Genomic DNA, 22,681 nt, shown 5'->3' with positions numbered 1-22,681 from the left:
CGTTAGGAAAGTTTCCTAAGAATTAATCCGGAGCGTAGACCCGGGCCGGATCTGCGGCAAGACCCAAAACCGTCGCCGCGCGCCTTCTTCGGTGTTCCGGCGCCCGGAAGTCCGATGGACACGTATCGTGTTGGTAAAACAACGGAATGTAATCGACTGCATTCCTTGCCCGGACACCTGGGGATGGTCATGCTGGTTTGCGCGTTCGCCGTCATCGCGGCGGTCGGTCTGGTGGCTCTGGCCGCCTTCTTGTCCCGTAGGTTCGGCCACGGCACGGACGACCGCGATCCGGGCGGCGCCTCGGCCGGCCACGCCGGGGCGATGCTGTCCTCGCTGTTCCTGCTGGTCTTCGCCATCGCCATCGTCGTGCCGTGGACCGTCTCCGACTCCGCTCGGCAGAACACCTACGCCGAGGCACAGACGGCCGCCGAGGCGTACTGGTCCGCCGCCGGACTTCCCGCGCCCGCCGACCTCCAGGTCCAGCAGGCGGTACGCGACTACGTGGGCTTCGTCGTCGACAAGGAGTGGCCGCTGATGGCGGAGGGGCGGCTCAGCCCGAAGGGCGACGTACGGCTGGAGGCGCTGCGGACGCAGGTGGCCGCCCTGCAGGTCACCGACGACGAGGCGCGGGAGGCCAAGAGCGCGGTGCTGGAACGGCTGGGGGATCTATCCGGAGCCCGGCGCCAGCGTGCGGCGGACGCCACGGCCGCGCTGCCCCCGGCGGTGCTCGCCCTGACGATCGTGACCGGCGTGGTGATCATCCTCTTCCCGTTCCTCGCCGGCGCCCGTCCCAGCGGAGCGGCACTCCTGCCGCTGATCACGATGACGGTGCTGCTGGCCGTCGGCGTCTATCTGGCCTGGAGCATCTCGCACGCCTTCACGGGCGGCCTGGCGGTCGAGCCGGAGGCGTTCACCGGCGTGTTGCAGGAGATCCAGCGCCTGGCAGCGGGCCGATGACGATAGGACCGACAGGAGCACCCGCCTGGACGGCGGCGCGGACGGCGGTGTTGAGGGCGGTGATGGGAGCGGCCGTGGCCGCGCCGGTCGTCCTCACGTTGGGCGCGACCACACCGGCGGCCGCCGTCGCACCGCCGGCGGACCGCGGCGAGGTGGCCGTCACGGCACAGGCCGCGCCGGACGACGGGAAGGGGCAGGACGCACCCGTCCTCGGATCCGTCCTCGGACCCGTCCTCGGGCTCGATGTCGTCATCTGCGTCGACCTTCCGCCCGTGGTCAGCCTGCGGCTCCGGCTCGGCCGGCACGGGCGGGCGTGCGAGCCGCCGCGACCTTCACCGACGCCTTCACCGCGTCCCTCGCCGAAGCCTTCACCGGTGCCCAAGCCCAGCCCCTCGGCCCGGCCCCGTCTTCCTGCTCCCGCTCAGCCCGAGCGACCACGCCCGGTGCAGACGCCTGCCGCGAGTCCGTCTCCGAGTCCGTCTCCGAAGCCGTCTCCAAAGCAGTCGCCGCGGGTGTCGGCCTATCGGGCGCCCGTCCGGGCCGCCGCGCGACCCGAACGGCGACGCAACCCCCTCGGGACCGTGCTGGTCATGGTGGTGCTCTCCACCATGATCGCCGTTGCCGCCGCCGCGGCCTTCGGCACGTTGCGGTAGCGGCACGGGAGAGGCACGGTGGCGGCGTAGCGGTACGGCCTCGGCCTCAGGTCCTGTTCGCCCGTGTGATGACCTCCTCGGTGGTCAGCGGGCTGCTCGGATGGTGGCTGAGGCACAGGGGCGTACGGACCTTCCGGAAGGTCGCCCCCTCCACCGCGACGTAGAACTCACCCGACCGCAACCTCGACACATCGGGGACGTCGCCGCCCTTGGCCCGGGCCAACTCCCGGGCCGCCGTGATCTGGGAGGGGGCGTTGAGCAGGCCGAAGAACTGCGTGGTCGCGTTTCCCGGGATCTGGTTGTGCAGCCCCTTCGGTGCCTGCGTGGCGAACACCAGGCCCAGGCCGTACTTGCGGGCCTGCGCCGCGAGGGCGAGCGTGCTGCGCGTGCACAGGGTCGTGGCACCGGACGGGGCGAAGGTCTGCGCCTCGTCCATCACGAACAGCCCGCCCAGGTCGGCGGAGGGGTGCCGTTTGATCCAGGAGAACAGCGCCATCTGGAGTTGGTTCACGAAGCCCTGCCGTTGGACGTCCGAAGGCAGCCCGACGAAGCTGATCACCGACACGCGGGCCCGTTTGCCGTCGGCCGGGGTGAGCAGCAGACCGGGATCCACCGGGGTGCCGGTGCCGCCGAACAGCGGGTCGTTCACCATCGCGGCGGTGAGGTCCTGGGCGAGCTCGGCCGCGATCTTGTCCGAGCCCTCGATGCTGCTCACATCTTCGGGCAACTCGGACAGGAGGTCGATCAGGCCCTTGAGCCCCGCCCTGCCCCGGCGGCCGTAGAAGTTCACGGCCTCGCGCAGCACGGCACGTCCGTGGAGGGCCTTGCGGGAGGGGCCGTCCAGCTTGGCCCGGGGGATGAGCGACGCGACGGCGGTCTCCACGGCCTCGTTGAACTCGTCGGTGTCGTCGAGCACGCTCGCGAAGTCGGGCAGCGGCTGGAAGCTCAGCGGTCGCCCGCCGACCCGTCCCGGGGTCCAGATCACCACCTCGGTGTTCGCCAGATATTCACCGGCCTTGGCCGCGTCGCCCTCGCTCCACGCCAAGGGCGGCTCCGGCCATCGATCACCCAGCCGGGCCAGGTCGTTGTTGGGGTCGAGCACGATCGCGGAGACTCCACGCAGGGCGCACTCCTCCACCAGGCGGCGGATCAGCACGGTCTTTCCCGATCCCGCTCCTGCGAAGATCGCCGTATGTCTGCGCAGTGTCGCCAACTCGACGGTCACCGGCTCGCCGTCGGCGAATCTCGCCCCGACGGTGACACGCGGCCTGGCCCGTACGAGATCGCCTGCGGGCTCCGCCAGGAGGTCTCCGCTGATGGAAGGTGCCGCCGGAGGCGTGACGACATCGGGGGTGCCGACCGGGGCGGGCCGTGTCTCGACCCGGTGGCCGGTGCCGGTGTCGGTGCCGATGCCGTTCGGCGAAGGGAGGTCCTGCTCCGGCATGTGTCGTACACCTGCGGTCGAGGACCGTACGCCGTCGAGGGCGGGGCGGGCACCGGGAACGGCCGACGCGTCGCTGAGGGCCTCGCGGAACAGTTTCGCCTCGCTCGTCGGCCTTCTGGCGGTCAGCCATGCCTGCAGGTTCGGCGGGTTCTCCGCCTGCAGGTCGCGCAGCGCCGCGAAGATCTTCAGATCCTCCTCGTCGATCGGGAGGACCCGGCCGCCCGCCTGCTCGAAGGCGGCGAGGGTCTCCTGGGTGACCGGGCCCTTCGCCCAGCTCTGGTTTCTGAGCACGAACAGCCTGCGCTTGGGCACCGCGGCGTCCAGTCCGGCCGCCACCGAGGCGTTGCGCAGCCGGGTCAGCGCGGCGAGGTGATGCGTCGCTGAGATCGCCCGGAAACACCAGTGCGCCTCGTCCTCCCTCGCCTCATCCAGACTGCGGCGCAGGCGGCCGTGCAGGGGAGGCTTGGCGCTCGGCGGGGGGTCCAGGCTGAACACCCGCCCGTCCTCGTCCTGCTCGGCGATCCAGGCGGCGAGGCCGGCGGACAGCAGTTCGGGCATCACCGTGTCCTCCGTCGTAGGGTTCAGCGCCGCCGTGACGTCCGCCCGCTTGCGCGCCTCCGCGAACCGCCGGTCCAACTCGTCGAACCGGTCGACGGGCGGTAGATCGATCACGGGTGTGACGACGACCGGCTCGGTGTCGTTGAGACGCGCCAACTCGGTTACCCGACCATTCGCCAGGCACGACCGGACGTGCCCGTCGATCCGAATGAGCAACTGACGCGGGGTGTACTCGTACGCGTTGGTGAACGCCTCCGGCTTCACCGGCCACGTCGGGTACGGCGGCTCGAACCCGACCTTTCCGTACTGGGCGGCGAACCGCTTCTCGATCAGTGCCCGACCGGTCTCCGCATCCGGAATCGTCCCGAGCGGCATCGTCTCCTTGAACCGGTCCCGAACGGTGTCGGTGGCGTGGTCGGTTATGAGGGTCCACGTCACCGGGATGCCGCACACCACTGTCAGCGTTCGCCGGGTGGTTTCCCTGAGGGCCATGAGGCCATGGGCGACCTGCTCTATGACCAGCTTCTGCTGCCAGTCCTGTTCGCTCTTGGCCACGGTGGACAGGGCGGACTGCGCGATCAGGGTATCGATCTGGTCCACCGCGATGACGGATGGCCCCGTCAGCGCCAGCAAGCTGGACAGGTCCTGGACGATTTGTTGTGAGGACTTCTCGGCGGTCCGGAATCCCCAGCCGCCGCGTTCGCCCGGTTCGCCCTGGGGGGCACAGGTCAGGTAGGCGTCTCCGATGTCCTGTACGGCGAGGTCGCTGGACGCGCGCAGGGCCAGCGCTCTGGCAGTGTCCTGTGCGTCTCGGCCGACGCGCGGGTCGTAGCGGCGTAGCGCGGTGACGAAGACATCGAGGTCTTCCCGGGAGAGTGGTGCGTCCCCCGTCAATGAGCGACGCACCGGTTCGGACACCTCGGTCAGCACACACAGGCGCCACAGCAGTTCCTTGAGCTGACTCTCCGACCCCGCCACCGGCCGTGCCAGGCTGTCGAGCATTGACAGCAGCACGCTCTCCCAGAAGTCCTTCGCGTCGAGCAGGCTCACCAGGAAGAAGTAGCCATCCTCCTCGTGTACTTTCTGGCGGACCCAGCCGAGCAGATGGGTCTTGCCCGTGCCTCGTTGTCCCTGCACGACGACCCCGATGGGGCTCGTGTCCGTGCTCTCCTCCGCTTCGATCAGGCCGTTGACGATGATCTGTGCGGTGGGCAGGTGCAGGGTGCCCACATGGAACGGCGAAGGTCGCCACACATCCGCTGGAAGCTGGGCGTAGTTGAATCTGAGCGCAGCGAGAGCCTCCAGTTCTTCGCTCGCCATCATGCTCCGATCAGGATGAGGTGCTTGGCCTGGTCACCGATGGTCACCGCCGCCTGCCTGTCCTCGTCGGTGAGGGTCTTCTGGTTCGATTCGGGGACGATTCGCACGTCGGGCATGCCGATCATCCGGCGGAGGGTCGCGTCGACTTCGTGCCTGGGAACGTGACCCAGAAGCGGACGCAGCAGGGTCAGACTGACCCATGAGTTCGGCCTCTCAGCGAGCTGCGCGTACGCCTTCCGGATCCTGGTCTCGATGTCGTCAGTGGAAATGGTGGGAGAGTCGGCGGCTGGTGACGCGGCAGCATCGCTCGGTACGGGAGCCGTACTCACGATGGTGGGAGTCTCCGGGACGGACGCCTCAGAGGCAGCGGTCTCGACGGCCGCCGGGACAAGGTCCTCCTCGCGGGCGAAGAGGTCGGCGAGGCTGCTTTCAGCCCGGTCCATATGGCGCGGCAGGTTCGCCACGATCGCGCGGAGTGCCGCCTCAAGAACCCGCCCGGCCGGACGCCCGGAGGCTTCCATGCCCTCGCGGAACAGTGCGGCCGCGTACGCCCAGCCGCTGTCGGTCAGCACATGGGCGAACGCGCGGCCCTGCTTCCAGCTCTCGACCAGTTTGAGGTCGTTCAGCTTCGTCCGGTCGACCCCGGAGAGGGTGACGCCGTAGAGTTCGTTCAGTTCGAGGTTGGAGATCTCCCTGGCCTCGGCCATGAGGACCAGCAAAATGGCTGTCTGGGACGACGTCAGTTTCTTTTCAAGCATGGTGCGATCCTTTGAACGTTCCAGAGCGGCGGGATTCGAGAAACCGCTCGAGCTGTTTCAGAACGAGGTCCATCTCGTTCATGATCTGTTTGTTGGTGAAGCGGAGGACGGCGTAGCCGTCCAGTTGGAGCCGTACGTCACGGCGGCGGTCCGCCTCGTAGGCGTCCTCACCGCGGTGTTCCGGGCCGTCGATCTCGACCGCGCAGCGCTCGTCGTGCCAGAGCAGGTCTATCCGTACGGATGGGGTGAGTGGGGACGAATAATGGTGAGTCTGGTTCCAGGCTCGTCCGGCCGCCCAGGGGCGTGACTTGAGCGCTGCCTCCAGGGACTTCTCGGCCCGGCTCGCCGGATGCGGCATCCCGGCGACGGCCGGAAAACGCAGGATCGCGAGCGGATCCTTCGGATAGGCCAGGGCGCGCGTGCCGGGCGGGTTCTGCGAAGCGGGCAGATCGAGGACGACCGTTTCGATTCGGTCGACGGAGACGAACGGCGCGCCGGTGAGCCAGACGCCGAAGCCGCCGCGATCGGCCAGCCATTCGGATGCGGCGACCAGCACATCCTCACCGATGGGGGAGAGCCCCCGGGGAATGCGGATGAGGATCGCCGCTCGATCGCGACGGAAGCCGGCGGCGAGGACACGGGCGAGTCCCGCGGCACGCACTTCAGGGGGAAACTTCCGGTGGTCGCTTCTCCCGCGAGTTCCCCCGTGAAGGGAGAGCTCGGCGAGGTCCGCCAGGAAGGGGCCGAAATGCCGACTGGCGGATGCCGTACGCAGCGCGAGCGCGCGGACTGCGGGAATGCTCGCACCGCCGGAGCCGGTGATGCCTTCCGCGTCCGGAAGCCAGGATGGGAACAGCTCGATGGCCGCCCTTTCGAGCTCGGCGAGCAGGGCGGTGACCAGTTCGCTCACCGAGGAGGCCGAGGGCGGACTGTAGGTGACGATCGCGGGGGCGTCGTCGGGCAGCGGTTCAAGGGCGAGCATGACGTCCTTGGAACTCGCGCCGCCCAGCCGTACGACGCGACCCATCGGTAGCTGCGCCCACATCCTCGCCACGCCGCTTCCTCGTTTGAGATCTGGGAAACCTCGACGCGGCAGAGGTTATACGCGACCGGCAAGATCCGCAGCGACTTCCGTTGAATCGTGAAATATCCGCTACCGCCCGGATCGTCCGACCCACCCCCATTCGACCCGCTATCCCGGCTTCTGGCGACCTCGCGGAACTCGCTGTCTGCCGTCCCCACGTGTGGCTTCGCCGTACATGATCTTACACTGCAAGATCACGATGGGTGTTTCTCCTGGACAGAGGGTCAGTATGCGAGTTTCTGCAAGATCACGACATGGGAGTTGGGGTAGCGGCGGGTTCGGGTGTGCCCTGGGGTTATGGGCGTACCGGGGAATTCAGGTACACGTTGCCCGGGGGTTTGGGTGCGGCCGGGGGCATGGGGGCGATTATGTCGTTGGTTTTATGTCGGTTTGATGGTGATGGAACTCCGGAGGGGTGCAATATCCATTATTGGGGCATATCTGCCAAGTAGGAATAACGTGAGGGAGGTCTGGCACGCGGGTAGGGCCACCGGTGTGGCCGACAGACCCGCAGACAGACCCGACAAACCCAGGAACGGGGCGGACGACCGGCTCGGGGTCTACCGGGCCAGGCGCGATCCCGGGCGGACGAGCGAGCCCATTCCAGCGGAGGGCCCGCTGCCGCGGGGCGACGACGACACCTTTGTGATCCAGGAGCATCACGCGCGATCCCTCCACTGGGACCTGAGGCTCGAACGCGGCGGTGTCCTGGTGTCGTGGGCGATCCCCCGGGGGCTGCCACCCGACCCCGGCACCGACCATCTGGCCGTGCACACCGAGGATCACCCCATCGAGTACGCCCGGTTCGAAGGCGAGATCCCCAGGGGTGAGTACGGCGCAGGCACCATGACGATCTGGGATCGCGGCAGTTACGAGACCGAGAAGTGGACCGACCGTGAGGTCAAGGTCGTGCTGCGGGGATCGCGCGCGGTCGGCCGGTATGTGCTGTTCCGGACCCGCGGCGACAACTGGATGATCCACCGGATGGACCCGCCGGGTGCCGGCTGGGAGCCCCAGCCCGCGTCGATCGCCGCCATGACCCCGGTGACCCGTACGAAGGCGCCCCGCGACCCCGAGCGGTACGCCTGGGAGTTCTCGTGGGGCGGGCTGCGCGCGCTGGCGTACGTCAGCGGCGGCCGGCTGGTCCTGCGCTCCGGCGCGGGGGCCGACATCACCGGAGATCACCCTTGGCTGCGCCGGCTCGCCGAGTCGTTCGGCAGCCGCGCGGTCGTACTCGACGGTGAGGTCGTCTCGCCCGCGCGGAACGGGGCGCTCGCGGAGACGGAGGTCTACGTCTGCTTCGACCTGCTCTACGACGACGGCGTCTCGCTGGCGGCCGAGCCGTACGAGCGACGCCGCGAACGGCTGGAACTGCTCGCGCCGGCCGGGCCGCGGTGGCAGGTCACGCCGAGCTGGCCCGGCGACGACGTGGGCGCCGTACGGCAGGCCGCCCGGGAACAGGGCCTGCCCGGTGTGGTGGGCAAGCGCCTCGACTCGCCGTACGAACCGGGGGAGGAGTCGCCGGCCTGGGTCTTCCTGCCGTCGCATGCAGGCGGAGGCGGAGGGTAGGGCACCCCGCGGAGTCAACGGAGGGAGCCCGCGATGTCAGAGCAGAGCCGGCCGGTCGGCGGCGAGCACAAGTATGAGCAGGAGATCTCCTCGGTGGACGAGCACGAGGAGCGCCCGGGACGCAGTCTGATCACCACCGACCATGAGGTGATCAAGCGCTGGGCGGAGGAGCGCGGCGGCCGGCCCGCGACGGTGCCGGGCACCGAGCACGAGGGCCGCCCCGGTGTTCTCCGGTTCGACTTCCCCGGGTACGGCGGCGGCGACCTGAAGGAGATCACCTGGGACGAGTGGTTCGAGACGTTCGAGGCACGGAATCTGAACTTCCTCTACCAGGAGCACAAGAAGGACGGCGGCCAGAGCAATTTCTTCCGGCTGGAGAACCCCGACCGCGAAGACGCCTGAACTCCCGCCGCCGTGCGGTCCGGCATGGTACGGCTACCCGCCGGGCGGGCCGTTGGCCTGGATCATGCCGAGCTCGACGGCGTAGTCTTCGAGCTTGTGCCGGAGCTGCCGCCGGCCCCGGTGCAGACGGGACATGACGGTCCCGATCGGGACACCCGTGATCTCGGCGATCTCCTTGTAGCTGAAGCCTTCGACGTCGGCCAGGTAGACGGCGAGCCGGAAGTCCTCCGGCACCTCGTGGAGCGCCTGCTTCACCCGGGAATCGGGCAGGCCGTCCAGCGCCTCGGCCTCGGCCGACTTGAGCCCGCCGGATGTGTGGGAGGCGGCCTCGGCGAGCTGCCAGTCCTCGATGTCCTCCCCTGCCGTGCGCTGGGGCTGCCGCTGCTGCTTGCGGTAGGTGTTGATGTAGGTGTTCGTCAGGATCCGGTACAGCCAGGCCCTGAGGTTGGTGCCCTCCCGGAACTGGTGGAAGTTGGAGAAGGCCCTGGCGAAGACCTCCTGGACGAGGTCTTCCGCGTCGGCGGGGTTTCGGGTCAGCCTCAGTGCGCCGGCGTAGATCTGGTCGAGGTACGGCAGGGCGTCACGCTCGAATCGGTGCCGCTGCTTCTCGATCGACACGTCGTCCGCGGTCGTCACCTCGTCACCCCCCTGGGCCCCTCGCGTAACGTCCCGCAGCGGGGACACGAAACGCCTACCCCCAGTTCCTCCATCAACACAGGACGAACTACCGCAAATCACGTATATGCCCCATAGGGGGAAAATGTGTTTTCTGCATGGTGATGGGCTGCGGGGGTATGCGCGCGAAGAACGGCCATCGCGAAGAGCGACACCGTGAGCGACACCGTCAAGAGCGACACCGTCAAGAGCGGCATCGGGACGAACGGTGTCGCGAAGAACCGGCCGCGGAAGAACAGCACACCACCGGGTGGCGCCGACGTCGCCTGGCCGTACCCGAATCCCGACCGAACAGCGTTGCCGGGCAGAGGCCGGGCAGAGACGGAAAGAGCCGGACAGAGACCGGCAGACAGAGGAGGACATGATGTCGCACGACCCCGAGCCCGCGCGATGTGCGGGCGGCGAAGAGATCCCGGCAGAGTGGCAGAACCCGCTGGCGCAGTCCCCTGACGCGGAATGGTCCCCCGACGAGGCCGACCTGACCGGCTGGCACGTCCCGGGCGCGGACTCGCCCGACGACGTCGAGGAACTCGCGGCCGACGACCCTCGCCGCACGTCCTGAACGGGCCCGGCCCCGGGGGTATGCGGGGGAGGATCAGGCCGCGTCTCGGTGACCCGTGTGGTCGGGGTAGCGCGGGGCGAGGTCGGCTCCGCGCGGCGCGGGGTACGGCTGGGCGGCGCGCAGGTCGACGGTCTGGATCGTCCGGCTGATGTCGCTTGGCGTGATGAGGCCGATCAGCCGGCCGTCCGGGTCGAGCACCACGGCCCTCCCGTCGGCGCAGCCGCCCATCCGCGGAAGCAGATCGGTAAGAGCCTCGTCGGCTCGTGCCCGGGGCACGTCGCCCGGCGAGCAGGCGATGTCGCGCAGGCGGGTCGTGGCCCGGGCCTGCGGCGGCACCGCGCGGATCCGGTTGAGCGTCACCAGCCCGAGGAAGCCGCCGCGCTCGTCCACCAGCGGATAGGTGGACAGCCGGTGCCGCATCACGACCCGCTCGACGAGGTCTGACACGGTCTCTCCGGGATCGGCGGTGACGGGCCGTTCCGACATCACGTCGCCGACCCGGATGCCGTGCAGCGCGGCGCCGAGTTGTGTCTGCTGCTCCTCCGCGCTGGCGACGTTGACGAGGAACATGCCGATCAGGGCGAGCCACAGGCCTTGGAAACCCAGCCCGGAGACGACCTGGAGCAGGCCGAGCGCGATGAGGAAGTAACCGAAGGCCCGGCCGGCCCGCGCGGCGGCCACCGCGGCCCTGACGCGGTCGCCCCACCACGCCCACAGCGCGGCGCGCAGCACCCGGCCGCCGTCCAGCGGCGCCGCCGGGATCAGGTTGAAGACGGCCAGGAGCACGTTGACCACGGCGAGGTAGCCGAACATCCCGGCGAGCAGCGGCGCGCCGCCGATCGCCGAGACCAGCCAGGTCAGCAGCCCGAAGACCACCCCGGCTGCCAGGCTGGTCGCGGGACCGACGGCGGCGATCTGCACGTCGGCGCCGGGCGATCGCGGCTCTCCGCGCAGCTCGGCCACGCCACCGAGCAGCCAGAGCGTGATGCCCGCCACCTCGATGCCGTGCCGCTTCGCCATCACCGCGTGCGCGAGTTCGTGCGCCAGCAACGACGCCAGGAACAGCACGGCGGCCACCACACCGGCCAGCAGGTAGACCGCGGGGGACGAGCCGGGGAAGGCGATCGGGAAGCGCCCGAACGCCAGCCCGAACACCAGGATCGCGACGATGACCAGCACGCTGATGTTGAGCCCGACCGAGACTCCGGCGATGCGGCCGAGACGGATCGACGAACGCATGTTCCCTCCTGGGTCCGCTGCGGGCCCCCTACCCACATCTCCGGAGGGGATGCGCAGGTCACAGCGGGGGTGTCAGGTGGACCGGCCGCGCCGTACGTTGTCGTCCAGCTTCGCGAGCACGCGCTCGATGGCGGCGATCTCCTCCGCGTTCAGCCCGGCGCGCAGGCGTCGGTCGAAGGCGCTGGCGGCCTTCCTGAGCCGGGTGAACGTGGCCTCGCCCTTCTCGGTGAGCTCCACGAGGTGCACCCGGCGGTTCGCCGGATCGCGGCGGCGGGTCAGCAGGCCCTCGTGCTCCATCGTGTTGAGGTGATGGGTCAGTGTCGCACCCTGGACTCCCACCGCCTCGGCCAGCTCGCGCTGGTTGCTCAGGCGTCTGGTCTTGAGCGAGATCAGGATCAGCCAGATCGGCAGTGAGCTCCCCTCCGCAGCCAGGGCGCTGTCCAGCGCCCGGCTGACGGCCTTGGTGGTGCTCATGAGTTGCAGGCCGATCGACGGCCTGAAAGACGGTGGCATGGCGGTCAAGATATACCGACTTTTTACTACTCCTGGCTGCCCGGGGGCCGATCACCGGCCGGGTTCGCCGGGCTGTTCGCCGTCTTCATGGTTTGCCCAGGTGGGCGAGGGGGAGGGGGCCTGGGAAGCGCGTCGGAAGGAAGATCATGAGCCAGCCGCAGCAGCCCGAGATCCGGCGGTCCGGCCGGGGAGGCGGCACCGACGAGGACATCGACGTGATCCCCGAGTCGCAGAGCGGGGGTGACGTCTCCGGCCGTCCGCACGGGACCGACAAGGGCGGCAAGGGCGGCGGAGAGGGCGGCGGTGTGCCGCCCGACCAGCGGCCTCCGCACCCGTCCTGACCCGCTCACCCGGAGAGGAAGAGAGGAAAGAGACGGAGATCGAGATGTACGGCGAGTCCGCGATAACGGGAGGAGAGCCCTGCCCGCCCTCCCACGGCTTGCCCACGGTGGAGAGCCTTGCCGGGCTCGCCCGTCTCGTGGCCGATCGATCGGGACTCTATCTGCGCTATTCGAAGGGGCCGGACGAGGACGAGGGACGGCCGAGCGTCGACTACGAGAGCGGCCTGCGGCTTCCGGGGCTGTCGGTGACGGTGCTCGACGCCGAGTCGTGGTGGACCCGGCCGCTGCTCGACTGGCTGGCCCGCCAGGTCTGCAAATACACCCATCTCGCCGAGAAGGAGAGCGACCGTCGCGCCTGGATCCTGACCGGCCGGGTCGTCGGCCGTGGCCCGGACCACGAACCGCTCATCGGGGACGTCCGGCCGGTCGCCTGGCTCGACGAGGCGGTGATCGAGCAGTCCCGGCGGCACTACGAGTCGACGTTCGACGCTGGGCGCGACTCGACCGGCTGAAACGGTTGTCCTCGTTCCCCCGCGGCCGCCGCCGTTCGTACGGAACATCCCATGCGGCTCCCACCTGGCATCTCATCTCGGCGAAGGCGAGCCGACGGCGAGGTGGAGGCGGTCGTCTCGATCTCGCCGTTGACATCGTTGTCATCCGGGTCGTACGGTCGGCGCACTTACTCGGTTAAGTCCCTCAGGAGGGCACGTGCGCACCCCCCGCTCGCCGTACGCAGACCGGATCGTGCTCGCCGTGGACATCGGCGGCACCAAGTTCGCCGCGGCGGCCGTCGAGGCCGACGGCACGATGGCGGCCCGCGCCGAGGTGCCCCTCGACGGAGGGCGCAGCGCCGAAGCGGTGCTCGCCGAGGTGGTGGACCGGGTCATCCGGCGGGTGCCGCGAGACCGTCTCGGCGGGATCGGCGTGGGCTCGGCGGGCCCGCTCGACCCGGACAAGGGGACGGTCAGTCCGGTCAACATCCCGAGCTGGCGGAACTTCCCCCTGGTGGACGAGCTCGGCCGGATGCTGCCGGGACGGCCGGTGCGGCTCGCCGGGGACGCCCAGTGCATGGCGCTCGGGGAGTGGTGGCGTGGCCGGCCGGAGGGCGGCGGCGCCCGAGCCATGCTGGGCGTGGTCGTCTCCACCGGCGTGGGCGGCGGTTTCGTCTTCGACGGCGTGCCGTACCTGGGCCCGACCGGGAACGCGGGACACATCGGCCACATCGTGGCCGATCCGGGGGGTGAGCCGTGCCCCTGCGGCGCCTCCGGATGCGTCGAGACGTTGGCCAGCGGTCCGAGCATGGTCCGCTGGGCGCGATCGCTCGGCTGGAACGGCGCCGACGCCAGGGAGCTGGCGGTGGCGGCGGCAGCGGGGGAGGAGGTCGCCCGGCGGGCGTTCCAGCGTGCGGCGGATGCGCTGGCGACCGCGTTCCTCACCGCAGCGGCCCTCTTCGACCTCGATCACGTCGTCGTGGGAGGTGGCGTGGCCGCGGCGGGAGCGGTGCTGTTCGACCCGCTCAGGCAGGCGGTCGCGCGGAACGCCGGGCTCGGTTTCCTCGGCCGCCTGCGCGTGGACCCCACCTCCCTGGGGCGCGACGCCGGCCTGCTCGGCGCCGCCGCACTGGCCCTGCTGGAGCCGCCCGGGGGCCGTACGGAGGCCTGACCGTCACCCGTCGTCAGCGCCGGGTGGGAACAGGTGGGCGTTGACGTCCCGGACGAGCCGCGCCATGTCGGCGATTTCGACGACCTCGACACCGCCCTGACCGAGCAGTTCGGCGCCGTGACAGTCGGCCAGCAGCGGCGGCTCGTGCAGCGCGAACACCACCCGGCCGATGCCCGCGGAGAGGATCAGCTGCGTGCAGGTGCGCGGCCGGGACCTGCGGCTGCTGCACGGTTCGAGCGAGCTGTAGATCGTCGCGTCCGCCAGGCCGGCGCTCCCCCGGCCGGACCCGGCCAGGGCGGCGAGGGCCGACTCCTCGGCGTGGACCCGGGGATCGACGTCGCGCGAGTAGCCGTCGGCCAGCCGGGTGCCGTCGCCCGCGACGATGATCGCTCCGACGGAGTACGCCGTATCGGACGGCGGGCAGCGGCGCGACAGCTCGATCGCCTCGCGCAGCCAGCGCCGGTCCGCCTCGGCATGGGCTCTCATGATGGAGTTCATCCCGGGCACCTCTCGGACAGCGCGTAACGCAGCAGCACGACGTCGTCCATTCGGATGACGTCGGCGAGCCGGGCCCGATGCGCGATGTCCGTCGCCGGGCCCCACGGGAAGACGCCGTCGCCCACGAACCTGGGCGCGCGGTGGTCTCCGACGAAGAACGGCGCGATGACCAGGTGCAGCTCGTCGGCGAGCCCGGCGGTGAGAAACCGGGTGTGCGTGGCGCCGCCGCCCTCGACCATGAGCCTGCCGACGCCCCGGCCGGCCAGATCGCCGAGCAGCCGGGAGAGCTCGACGGGATCGCCGGCGTCGACCACGTCCGCGACGGCGCCGACCAGCTCACGCGTCTTGTCCAGGGCCGCCGACGCGGCGTAGACGATCTTTTCTGCTTCGTCGGCCGCGAAGAACCGGGCAGCCGGATCGAGGTCTCCCCGCCCCGTGACGGTGACCTTGATCGGGGTGGGGGACAGGCCGCGTGCCACCCTGGCGGCGCGGCGGGCGGATGAGCGCACGAGGAGCCGCGGATCGTCCCTGCGTATCGTGTTCGCGCCGACCAGGATCGCGTCGCAGCCGGCCCGCACCTCGTCGACCCGGTCGAAGTCGGCCTCGTTGGACAGCAGGAGCCGGCTCGCGCTCGCGTCGTCGATGTAACCGTCGATGGACGCCGCGCAGCTCAGCAGCACGTACGGCCGCTCGCTCACCATCGTCCGATCACCGTCTGATCGCCGTCGCCGTTCACCGGGACGAGTCTATGAGGAGCCGCGGACGACCAGGGTCGTCGGGAGGGTGCGCGGCGGCGGGGTGGCGCCACCGTTGATCATGGCGAACACGGCGGCGGCCGCGGCCGTGCCGAACCCGGGTTTGTCCTGGGCGATCGTGGTGAGGCCGGGCTGCACCAGGGCGGCCAGCTCGAGATCGTCGAAACCGACCAGCGCGATGTCGCGGGGCACGTTCAGACCGGCCTCGCCGATCGCGCGCAGCGCGCCGACCGCCATCGCGTCCCCGGCCACGAAAACGGCGTCCGGCCGCTCGTCCAGCTCCAGCAGCCGCCGCATCGCGGTATAACCGCCGCTCAGGTAGAAGTCGCCCTCGACGATGAGCTCCGGCCGGTGCGGCAGGCCGAGTCGGCCCAGCTCGCCGACGTACCCCCGCAGCCGCTCGGCGCCGGGCCCGGTCCTGGTCGGGCCGGTGATCGTGGCGATGGTCCGGCGCCCCCGCGTGTGCAGGTGCCGTACGGCGATGCGGGCCCCGCCCGCGTTGTCGGAGGTGACGTAGGTCGTGCGGGGGCCCGTCACCGGACGGTCGAGAGAGACGCAGGGGACCCCGGAATCGGCCAGGCGCTGCAGCGAGGAATCCCAATTATCGCTATCGATCAACACCACACCGTCGATGTTGTGCCTGCGGACGGCGTGCAGATAGGCGTCGGGCGTTTTATCGCTGCTCGTGGCGAGCAGCAGCAGGTGATATCCGCGCCCGCTGAGCGCGGTTTTCAGGCCGATCAGGATTTCCTGGAAGAACGGATGGCGCCAGCCGGGGCGGCGATGGTCGGTGTCCCAGACCAGGCCGACCATGAACGATTTCTTCGTGGCCAGCGTGCGGGCCGACTCGTTGGGCAGGTAGCCGATGCGCTGGGCCGTACTCATGACCTGTTCCCTGGTCTTGGCGTTCACCACGTCCGGGTTGTTGAACACCCGGGAGACGGTCGCGGGAGACACGCCGCACAGGTGGGCCAGTTCTCTGATCGTCGCCACGGATCATCACTCGCCTCATCTGAAACCGGTTTCATGTAACCGGTTTCAGTCAAAATACGTCAGCGCGGGAAAGCTGTCAATCCTTCTCCCGGATTCGTGGTGCTTGATGTTTCCGTGACTTGACACCCGGGCCATGTACGGGTGGGATGCAAGTCGATTTGAAAGATCATGTCTGGAGCGTTCGAAATATGACGGCGATCGAGGAAGAGACGGCCGTACCGGAGGCGTTCCCGGCGGGATTCGTGTGGGGGACGGCCACCGCGGCCTACCAGATCGAGGGGGCGGTCGACGCCGACGGCCGCGGTCCCTCGATCTGGGACACCTTCTGCCGGATGCCGGGGGCGGTGGAGCGGGGCGAGAGCGGCGAGTTCGCCTGTGATCACTACCACCGATGGCGGGAGGACGTCGACCTCATGGCCGATCTCGGGATCGGCGCCTACCGCTTCTCCGTGGCCTGGCCCCGGGTGCTGCCCGAGGGCGGCGGCGCGGTCAACCAGCGGGGGTTGGACTTCTACCGGCGGCTCGTGGACGAGCTGTGCGAACGCGGCATCGAACCGTTCGTCACCCTCTACCACTGGGATCTGCCCCAGGCACTGGAGGATCGCGGCGGCTGGCGGGTGCGGGACACCGCCGAGCGCTTCGCCGACTACGCCGAGACGGTGCACGACGCGATCGGCGACCGGGTCTCGCACTGGATCACGCTCAACGAGCCCTACTGCTCGGCCATCGTCGGGTACGGCGAGGGCCGCCACGCGCCGGGAGCCAGGGAGGGCGACGGCGCGCTGGCCGCCGTCCACCATCTGCTGCTCGGGCACGGTTTGGCGGTGGCGCGGCTGCGCGCGCTCGCCCCGTCCGATCAGCGGATCGGCATCACGCTCAACATGTCGCCCACGGTGCCGGCGAGCTCCTCCCCGGCCGACGCCGACGCGGCCCGACGGATGGACCTGCTGGTCAACCGGCAGTTCACCGAGCCGCTGCTCGGCGGGCGCTATCCGGCCGACCTCGCCGACGTCTTCGGCCGGATCAGCGAGTTCGCCTTCCAGCGCGACGGCGACCTGGCGGTGATCGGCGCCCCGCTGGACTTCCTCGGCGTCAACTACTACTACCGGCTGCACGTGGCGGCCGCGCCGTACGACCAACCGGACCCCGCGCTGCGCTCCGCCTTCGACCTGGGCACCCGTACGGTGACGCCGCCGGGCGCGCGCACCAGCGGACTGGGCTGGGTCGTCGAGCCCGAGGGACTCCACCAGACCCTCACCGGCCTGGTCCGGCGCTATCCGGAGCTGCCGCCCGTCTACATCACCGAGAACGGCTACGGCGACGACGGGGCACTGGAGGACACCGGCCGGATCGACTACCTGCGCGACCATCTGGCCGCGATCCGGCAGGCCATGGCCGAGGGCGTGGACATCAGGGGATACTTCTGCTGGTCGCTGATCGACAACTTCGAGTGGGCGCGGGGGTACGCCGCCAGGTTCGGCCTCGTGCACGTGGACTACGACACCCAGGCCCGCACGCCCAAGGCCAGCTTCCGCTGGCTGCGCGAATTCGTGCGGAGCCAGGGATGAACCCGTGCCACCGGGGAAGCAGGGCGGCGTGAAGGTCCTCGCGCTCGATCTCGGCACGTCGTCGGCGCGGGCCGTCGTCTGGGAGGGCGCCCACGCGGGCGGTCGCGTCGTCGCGCTCGCCCGCAGGCAGGTGCGGCTCGGCGTGGACGACGCCGGCCGGGCCGAGCTCGATCCGGACGAGTACCTCGACGGCCTGACGGCCTGCCTGGACGAGGTGCACGACCACCTCGACGGCGTCCGGGCGGTGGCCACCTCGTGCCAGTGGCACTCGCTGCTCGCGCTCGACGCCGCAGGTCGGCCGGTCACCCCACTGCTGACCTGGGCGGACACCCGCGCCCAGGAGGCGTACACGGAAAGTCCGACCACGGGAGAGCTGCACCGGCGCACGGGCGCCTGGCGGCACCCGCTCTACTGGACGGTGCGCATCCCCTGGCTGGAGGAGCGGCTCGGCGGCGGGGATCGATCCCGGTCGTTCGCCGGGCTCGCGGAGTACGTCTTCCGCCGCCTGCTGGGGGAGCCCGCCGCCTCGGTCTCGATGGCCTCGGGCACCGGTCTGCTCGATTTGGCGGCGGGGTGCTGGGACGGCGAGGCCATGGCGCTCGCGGGCGTGACCGAGGACCGGCTGCCCCCGCTCGCGCCGAGGGGCTGGACCGGCACGCTGGAGTCGCGGTGGGCGCGCCGCTGGCCCGCGCTGCGCGGCGTGCCGTGGCTGCCCGCCGTCGGCGACGGCGCGGCCGCCACCATCGGCGGAGGCTGCGCGGGACCCGATCGGATCTCGGTCACCGTCGGGACCTCCGCCGCGGTCCGGGTCGCGCATCCCCTCGCCGGCGCCTTCACGCTGCCCGGCGGCTGCTGGCGCTACCTGGTCGACCACGACCTCGCGGTGACCGGCATCGCCTACTCCGCCGGGGGCAACGTCTTCGCCTGGGCGAGGCGGACCCTGCTGCTGCCCGACGACGTGGAGGCCGCGCTCGTCGCACTGGGAGATCGCTTGGGCGAGGGTCCTCCGCACGGCCTGACGGCCGTACCGGATCTGGCGGGCGCCCGGCCGCCGCGGCCCGCCTCCACCGGGTCGATCTCCGGGCTGACCCTCGGCACCGGACCGGTCGAGATCCTCGCCGCGCTGCTCGACGGTGTGAGCGGGCAGATCGCCGCCGGGGTGCGGACGCTGGCGGAGGCGCTGCCAGAGCGGCCCGCCGCCGTCGTGCTCGGCGGGGGAGCGATGGCCGCCTCCGGCTGGTGGCGGCGCAACCTCACGCTGCGGCTCGCCGTACCCGTCGAGCCGGAAGCGGAGGCGGAGGCCTCGGCCATGGGCGTCATCAGGCTCGCCGAGACCGTCACGGCGGGTCGAGCCGTGATGTAGCCGCCGTACGCGCGGCGGCCGACGGGCGGAACCGGACGCGCTGGCCGGGACGGGCCTGCGCCGCCCGGTCCACGTCGCGCTCGCGCACCACCGCGATCACCGGATAGCCGCCGGTGACCGGATGGTCGGCGAGGAAGAGCGTGGGCCGGCCCGAGGGCGGCACCTGAAGCGCCCCCGGGACCATGCCCTCACTGGGCAGCTCGCCGTCGCGCACCCGTTCCAGACGCGGCCCGCGCAGCCGGATGCCCACCCGGTCGCTGGCCGCCGTGACCTCGTACGGCTCGGCGCACAGCGCCCGCATCGCGCCCGGGCGGAACCAGTCGTCCCGCGGGCCGGGCAGCAGCTCCAGCACGAGCTCGCCGGGATCGGGCCAGGGCAGCGGGGCGAGGTCGACGGTGGGCTGCGTCGGCGGCGGCGGGCCGACCGGCAGCACCGAACCCGGCGCCGGCCGCTCGGGGCCCAGGCCGGCGAGCGTGTCCGTCGACCGCGATCCCAGCACCTCGGGGACGGCCAGGCCGCCCCGCACCGCGAGGTAGGTGCGCAGCCCGCGTACGGGCACGCCGAGCCACAGCGTCGCCCCGTCGGGCAGGTGTTCCACCGACTGGTGGCCGATGACCCTGCCGCGTCCCGACGCCTCCACCACGGTGGCCGGGCAGGGGGCGCCGGTGAGCGCGACGATCAGGTGGCCGTGGGCGCGTACGCGCAGCCCGCCCAGCGTGACCTCCAGCGCCGCCGCCCCCTCGGGATTGGCGAGCAGGCGGTTGCCCAGCCGCAGCGCCCCCCGGTCGGCCGCGCCCGATCTGCCCACCCCGAGGTGGGCCCGGCCGGGGCGGCCCAGGTCCTGCACCGTGGTCAGCGGCCCGGTCGCCAGCACCTCCAGCTCAGCCATGCCGCGCTCCGCCATCGCCCACCCGGGTGAACCGCACGCGGACGCCCGGCCGTAGCAGCGCTGGCGGGTCGGCCCGGGTGTCCCACACCACCGCCTCGGTGCGCCCGATGAGCTGCCATCCGCCGGGCGACTCCCGTGGGTACACACCGCTGAACTCTCCGGCCAGCGCCACCGATCCGGCCGGGACGCGCACGCGCGACTCGGCCCGGCGGGGCACGGCCAGCCGGGGGTCCCCGCCGACGAGATATCCGAAGCCCGGGGCGAACCCGCAGAACGCCACGGTCCACGACGTGCCGGTGTGCGCGGCCACGACCTCGCGTTCGGTGAGCCCGGTGTGCGCGGCCACGGCGGCCAGGTCGGCCCCGTCGTAGACGACGGGGATCGTCACCTCCGAGGCGCCGGCCCGCCGATCGGCGCCGGGTCGTACGGCCCAGGCCGCCCAGGCGGATCGTACGGCCGAGGCCACGACGGCGTGGTTCGCGGGCGGCTCGAACCGGACCAGCAGCGTCCCTGCGGCGGGCACGATGTCGGTCACCCCGCGCGGCGGATCGCCCGCGAGGGCGTCATAGAGCGCGATCACCTCGGCCAGCCCGTCGAGCTCCACGAGCAGCGCGCCCTCGCCGTACCGCAGCAGGTTGGGCATCACGGCTCTCCCCAGGACTCCCCGGCGGGCCGGCTGAACGGGGACAGCCCGATCCCGCCCGCCTTGAGCGATTCGCTGACCCTGCGGGCCATCTCCACCGCGCCGGGACTGTCGCCGTGCACGCAGATCGACTGGGCCCGGATGATCAGCGGCGTCCCGTCGACGGCCTCGATCGGCTCTCCCCTGACCATGCGCAGGCAGCGCTCGGCCACCTGCTCGGGATCGTGCAGCACCGCGCCGGGTGCGGCACGCGGCACCAGCGTGCCCTGGGGCGTGTACGCCCGGTCGGCGAAGCATTCGGTCACCGTGGCCAGCCCGGCGCTCTCCGCCCGGCGCAGCCAGGCCGAGCCGGGCAGCCCGAGCACCGGCAGCGCGGGATCGTAGGCGCGTACGGCGGCCACCACGGCCGCGGCCTGCTCCTCGTGATGCACGATCGCGTTGTAGAGCGCGCCGTGCGGCTTGACGTACCGCACCCGGGTGCCCGCGAGCCGGGCGAACGCGTCCAGCGAGCCGAGCTGATAGACGATGTCGTTGCAGAGCTCCTCGGGCGCGACGTCGATGAACCGCCGCCCGAATCCGCCCAGATCCCGATAGCTGACCTGGGCCCCGATCGCGACGCCGCGTGCGGCCGCCAGCTCGCACACGTTCCGCATGATCGTCGGGTCTCCGGCGTGGAAGCCGCACGCGACGTTGGCGCTCGTCACGATGGACAGCAGCGCCTCGTCGTCGCCGAGCCGCCACTGGCCGAAGCCCTCGCCCAGATCCGAGTTGAGGTCGATGGTCACCGAATGATCCGACATGATCAGCTCCCGAGCGCGCGATCCCGGCCGGCCGACACTGGCCTCCAAGGAGAACATAAGGCCGCACGCGGGTGGTTTCGGCCACGCCCGGCAGGAAAGGCCCGGGCGGGTGACGGCCGTGTCAGGAGGTGCGGCTGATGACGCCGGAGTAGCGGAAGGACTCCTCTCCTTCCCGGCGCACCTCCAGCGTGGCCTGCCGCTCCCCGCGCCGGCGGATCGTGACGGTCCCCGGATGGCATGCCTCGCCGCTCACCTGGTCCAGGCGCAGGACGGCCTCGGCCCCGGTCTCGTCCAGCACCGTGAGACGCCCTTCGCAGTGCAGGTCGGCGCCCCACCTCATGCGGGCCGGTTCCGACAGGTAGAGCTCCACGGGAAAGGTCCGGCCGGCCGTGGGGTGCCGGGCCATTCCGCTCCACATGCCCTGATAGGAGGACTCGCCGCCGCCGAGCGCGACGATCAGACCGGTGGTCGTGAGCGCGGCCGCGCCGAGCACCGTGGCCGCCACCGCGATCGTACGGCGCCGCCCGTGCGCGTCCGTCCGCTCGGCGAGAACGGGCTCCGCAGCGGAGGCGGGGGTCATCGCAGGGGCCGTCGTGGTGGCGGTCTTGGGGGTGGCGGTCGTGGGGGTGCCGAGGAGGCTGCTCAGCACGTCCTCCGCGGTCGGGCGGTCCGCCGGATCGGCGGCCAGACACGCCACCGCGATCTCCCGGAGCGGACCGGAGAGCCGCCCGAGGTCCGGCGTGCCGTACAGGATCCTGCCCAGGACGGCGGCGTAGGTGTCGGCGGCGAAGGCGTGCCGGCCGCTTGCGGCGTACGACACGGTGAGCGCCCAGCTGAACATGTCCGCCGCCGGTCCGGTGGGCTCACCGCGCAACTGCTCGGGAGCGAGGTAGGCGGGGGTGCCGACCGGTCCGCCGGTCGTCGCCGTGGCGTCGGCGAGCCGGGAGATGCCGAAGTCGATGACCCTCGGCCCGTCGGCGGCGAGGAGGACGTTGCCGGGCTTGAAATCGCGGTGGACGACGCCCGCCCGGTGGATGGCGGCGAGCGCGGTGGCGGTGCCGACGGCGATGCGCTCCAGCGCGCCGCCGGAGCGGGGTCCGCGTGCGATGACGTCGTCCCGTAGCGAGACGCCGTCGACGTACTCGCTCACGATGTACGGATGATCACCCTCGAGGTCGGCGTCGAGGACCCGGGCGGTGCAGAACGGGGCGACCCGCCGCACGGCCTCGACCTCGCGGGCGAACCTGCGGCGGGCCGACTCGCCGTCGGCCAGCCGGGCGTGGAGCAGCTTCACCGCCACGGACGCCCCGCCGGGGCGGCCGGCCAGGAAGACGATCCCCTGGCCGCCCGCGCCGAGCCGCCCGCTCAGGACGTAGTCACCCAGCCGGCGCGGATCCTCCGGCTGAAGGGGAGAAACCTGGGACATCCGGCCATA

At 71.2% G+C, this 22,681-nt stretch carries 23 protein-coding genes; 10 read left to right on the top strand and 13 right to left on the bottom strand.

What is annotated here, in order from left to right; translation table 11 throughout:
- Window positions 1–165 precede the first annotated feature (165 nt).
- Together AP234_RS01725 and AP234_RS39085 are read left to right on the top strand one after the other, a co-directional pair.
- Entirely contained in the window at window positions 166–957 is a 792-nt protein-coding gene (locus tag AP234_RS01725) for a DUF4239 domain-containing protein (RefSeq protein WP_160330363.1), read from the top strand.
- A 74-nt stretch (window positions 958–1,031) separates the two neighbouring features.
- A complete protein-coding gene (locus tag AP234_RS39085; RefSeq protein ID WP_160330362.1) occupies window positions 1,032–1,610 on the top strand; it encodes a hypothetical protein in 579 nt (192 codons plus the stop codon).
- 46 nt (window positions 1,611–1,656) lie between these two features.
- On the opposite strand, the gene AP234_RS01720 is transcribed toward AP234_RS39085, so the two are convergent.
- Genes AP234_RS01720 through AP234_RS01710 form a run of 3 tightly spaced genes read right to left on the bottom strand, consistent with a single transcriptional unit; the run spans window position 1,657 to window position 6,735 of the window.
- Entirely contained in the window at window positions 1,657–4,935 is a 3,279-nt protein-coding gene (locus tag AP234_RS01720; protein WP_063842732.1) for a helicase HerA domain-containing protein, read from the bottom strand.
- Complete coding sequence (locus tag AP234_RS01715; RefSeq protein ID WP_063842731.1) at window positions 4,932–5,690, bottom strand: hypothetical protein; 759 nt, start codon at window positions 5,688–5,690, stop codon at window positions 4,932–4,934. Before AP234_RS01715 ends, AP234_RS01720 begins: the two co-directional genes overlap by 4 nt.
- Complete coding sequence (locus AP234_RS01710) at window positions 5,683–6,735, bottom strand: DUF559 domain-containing protein (RefSeq protein WP_063842765.1); 1,053 nt, start codon at window positions 6,733–6,735, stop codon at window positions 5,683–5,685. The genes AP234_RS01715 and AP234_RS01710 overlap by 8 nt, the downstream gene beginning before the upstream one ends.
- A 498-nt stretch (window positions 6,736–7,233) precedes the next feature.
- Between AP234_RS01710 and AP234_RS01705 the strand changes: the two genes are divergently transcribed.
- Complete coding sequence (locus tag AP234_RS01705; protein WP_235557906.1) at window positions 7,234–8,343, top strand: DNA polymerase ligase N-terminal domain-containing protein; 1,110 nt, start codon at window positions 7,234–7,236, stop codon at window positions 8,341–8,343.
- 33 nt (window positions 8,344–8,376) lie between these two features.
- Entirely contained in the window at window positions 8,377–8,745 is a 369-nt protein-coding gene (locus AP234_RS01700; RefSeq protein ID WP_055477716.1) for a hypothetical protein, read from the top strand.
- 33 nt (window positions 8,746–8,778) lie between these two features.
- On the opposite strand, the gene AP234_RS38325 is transcribed toward AP234_RS01700, so the two are convergent.
- Window positions 8,779–9,381 (bottom strand): sigma-70 family RNA polymerase sigma factor, encoded by a 603-nt coding sequence (locus AP234_RS38325; RefSeq protein WP_055477715.1) that lies wholly within the window; start codon window positions 9,379–9,381, stop codon window positions 8,779–8,781.
- Window positions 9,382–9,781: 400 nt separating this feature from the next.
- On the opposite strand from AP234_RS38325, the gene AP234_RS01690 reads away from it, so the two are divergent.
- The gene (locus tag AP234_RS01690) at window positions 9,782–9,982 is read left to right on the top strand and encodes a hypothetical protein (RefSeq protein WP_152990187.1); all 201 of its coding nucleotides are present in this window, start codon (window positions 9,782–9,784) and stop codon (window positions 9,980–9,982) included.
- Window positions 9,983–10,015: 33 nt separating this feature from the next.
- On the opposite strand, the gene AP234_RS01685 is transcribed toward AP234_RS01690, so the two are convergent.
- Window positions 10,016–11,221 carry a site-2 protease family protein gene (locus AP234_RS01685; RefSeq protein WP_055477713.1) on the bottom strand — a complete coding sequence of 402 codons (1,206 nt, stop codon included), beginning with the start codon at window positions 11,219–11,221 and terminating at the stop codon, window positions 10,016–10,018.
- A gap of 72 nt (window positions 11,222–11,293) precedes the next feature.
- Window positions 11,294–11,695, bottom strand: coding sequence for a MarR family transcriptional regulator (locus AP234_RS01680; RefSeq protein ID WP_235557905.1), 402 nt, complete (start codon window positions 11,693–11,695; stop codon window positions 11,294–11,296).
- A gap of 185 nt (window positions 11,696–11,880) precedes the next feature.
- On the opposite strand from AP234_RS01680, the gene AP234_RS01675 reads away from it, so the two are divergent.
- The 3 genes from AP234_RS01675 to AP234_RS01665 all read left to right on the top strand — a co-directional run bounded on the left by AP234_RS01675 (window position 11,881) and on the right by AP234_RS01665 (window position 13,737).
- Window positions 11,881–12,075, top strand: coding sequence for a hypothetical protein (locus tag AP234_RS01675; RefSeq protein WP_055477711.1), 195 nt, complete (start codon window positions 11,881–11,883; stop codon window positions 12,073–12,075).
- 44 nt (window positions 12,076–12,119) lie between these two features.
- Window positions 12,120–12,587: a DUF6098 family protein gene (locus AP234_RS01670; RefSeq protein WP_055477710.1), complete on the top strand. Its 468-nt coding sequence runs from the start codon at window positions 12,120–12,122 to the stop codon at window positions 12,585–12,587.
- A gap of 196 nt (window positions 12,588–12,783) precedes the next feature.
- Complete coding sequence (locus tag AP234_RS01665) at window positions 12,784–13,737, top strand: ROK family protein (protein WP_055477709.1); 954 nt, start codon at window positions 12,784–12,786, stop codon at window positions 13,735–13,737.
- A 3-nt stretch (window positions 13,738–13,740) separates the two neighbouring features.
- On the opposite strand, the gene AP234_RS01660 is transcribed toward AP234_RS01665, so the two are convergent.
- The 3 genes from AP234_RS01660 to AP234_RS01650 are packed head-to-tail and all read right to left on the bottom strand — an operon-like array spanning window position 13,741 to window position 15,983.
- On the bottom strand, window positions 13,741–14,235 hold the full coding sequence (locus AP234_RS01660; protein WP_083501678.1) for a deaminase: 495 nt from the start codon (window positions 14,233–14,235) through the stop codon (window positions 13,741–13,743).
- Entirely contained in the window at window positions 14,232–14,936 is a 705-nt protein-coding gene (locus AP234_RS01655; protein ID WP_235557904.1) for a dihydrofolate reductase family protein, read from the bottom strand. The genes AP234_RS01660 and AP234_RS01655 overlap by 4 nt, the downstream gene beginning before the upstream one ends.
- A 45-nt stretch (window positions 14,937–14,981) precedes the next feature.
- The gene (locus tag AP234_RS01650) at window positions 14,982–15,983 is read right to left on the bottom strand and encodes a LacI family DNA-binding transcriptional regulator (protein ID WP_055477708.1); all 1,002 of its coding nucleotides are present in this window, start codon (window positions 15,981–15,983) and stop codon (window positions 14,982–14,984) included.
- Window positions 15,984–16,171: 188 nt separating this feature from the next.
- On the opposite strand from AP234_RS01650, the gene AP234_RS01645 reads away from it, so the two are divergent.
- Window positions 16,172–17,551, top strand: coding sequence for a GH1 family beta-glucosidase (locus AP234_RS01645; protein ID WP_055477707.1), 1,380 nt, complete (start codon window positions 16,172–16,174; stop codon window positions 17,549–17,551).
- A gap of 4 nt (window positions 17,552–17,555) precedes the next feature.
- Complete coding sequence (locus AP234_RS01640) at window positions 17,556–18,914, top strand: FGGY family carbohydrate kinase (protein WP_083501677.1); 1,359 nt, start codon at window positions 17,556–17,558, stop codon at window positions 18,912–18,914.
- Here the strand turns inward: AP234_RS01640 and AP234_RS01635 are convergent.
- The 4 genes from AP234_RS01635 to AP234_RS01620 form a co-directional block, all read right to left on the bottom strand.
- Window positions 18,889–19,803, bottom strand: coding sequence for a biotin-dependent carboxyltransferase family protein (locus AP234_RS01635; protein WP_055478188.1), 915 nt, complete (start codon window positions 19,801–19,803; stop codon window positions 18,889–18,891). The two genes, AP234_RS01640 and AP234_RS01635, sit on opposite strands and share 26 nt — an antisense overlap.
- The gene (locus AP234_RS01630; RefSeq protein ID WP_055477705.1) at window positions 19,796–20,446 is read right to left on the bottom strand and encodes a 5-oxoprolinase subunit B family protein; all 651 of its coding nucleotides are present in this window, start codon (window positions 20,444–20,446) and stop codon (window positions 19,796–19,798) included. Before AP234_RS01630 ends, AP234_RS01635 begins: the two co-directional genes overlap by 8 nt.
- Complete coding sequence (locus tag AP234_RS01625; protein ID WP_055478187.1) at window positions 20,446–21,231, bottom strand: LamB/YcsF family protein; 786 nt, start codon at window positions 21,229–21,231, stop codon at window positions 20,446–20,448. The genes AP234_RS01630 and AP234_RS01625 overlap by 1 nt, the downstream gene beginning before the upstream one ends.
- Before the next feature lie 136 nt (window positions 21,232–21,367).
- Window positions 21,368–22,672, bottom strand: coding sequence for a serine/threonine-protein kinase (locus AP234_RS01620; RefSeq protein ID WP_055477704.1), 1,305 nt, complete (start codon window positions 22,670–22,672; stop codon window positions 21,368–21,370).
- Between the last annotated feature and the right edge of the window lie 9 nt (window positions 22,673–22,681).

The sequence above is a fragment of the Sphaerimonospora mesophila genome (assembly GCF_001417795.1).
Lineage (GTDB): Bacteria > Actinomycetota > Actinomycetes > Streptosporangiales > Streptosporangiaceae > Sphaerimonospora > Sphaerimonospora mesophila.
Note: the sequence above shows the minus strand (reverse complement) of the source record. Positions and strands in the feature narration are given on the sequence as shown.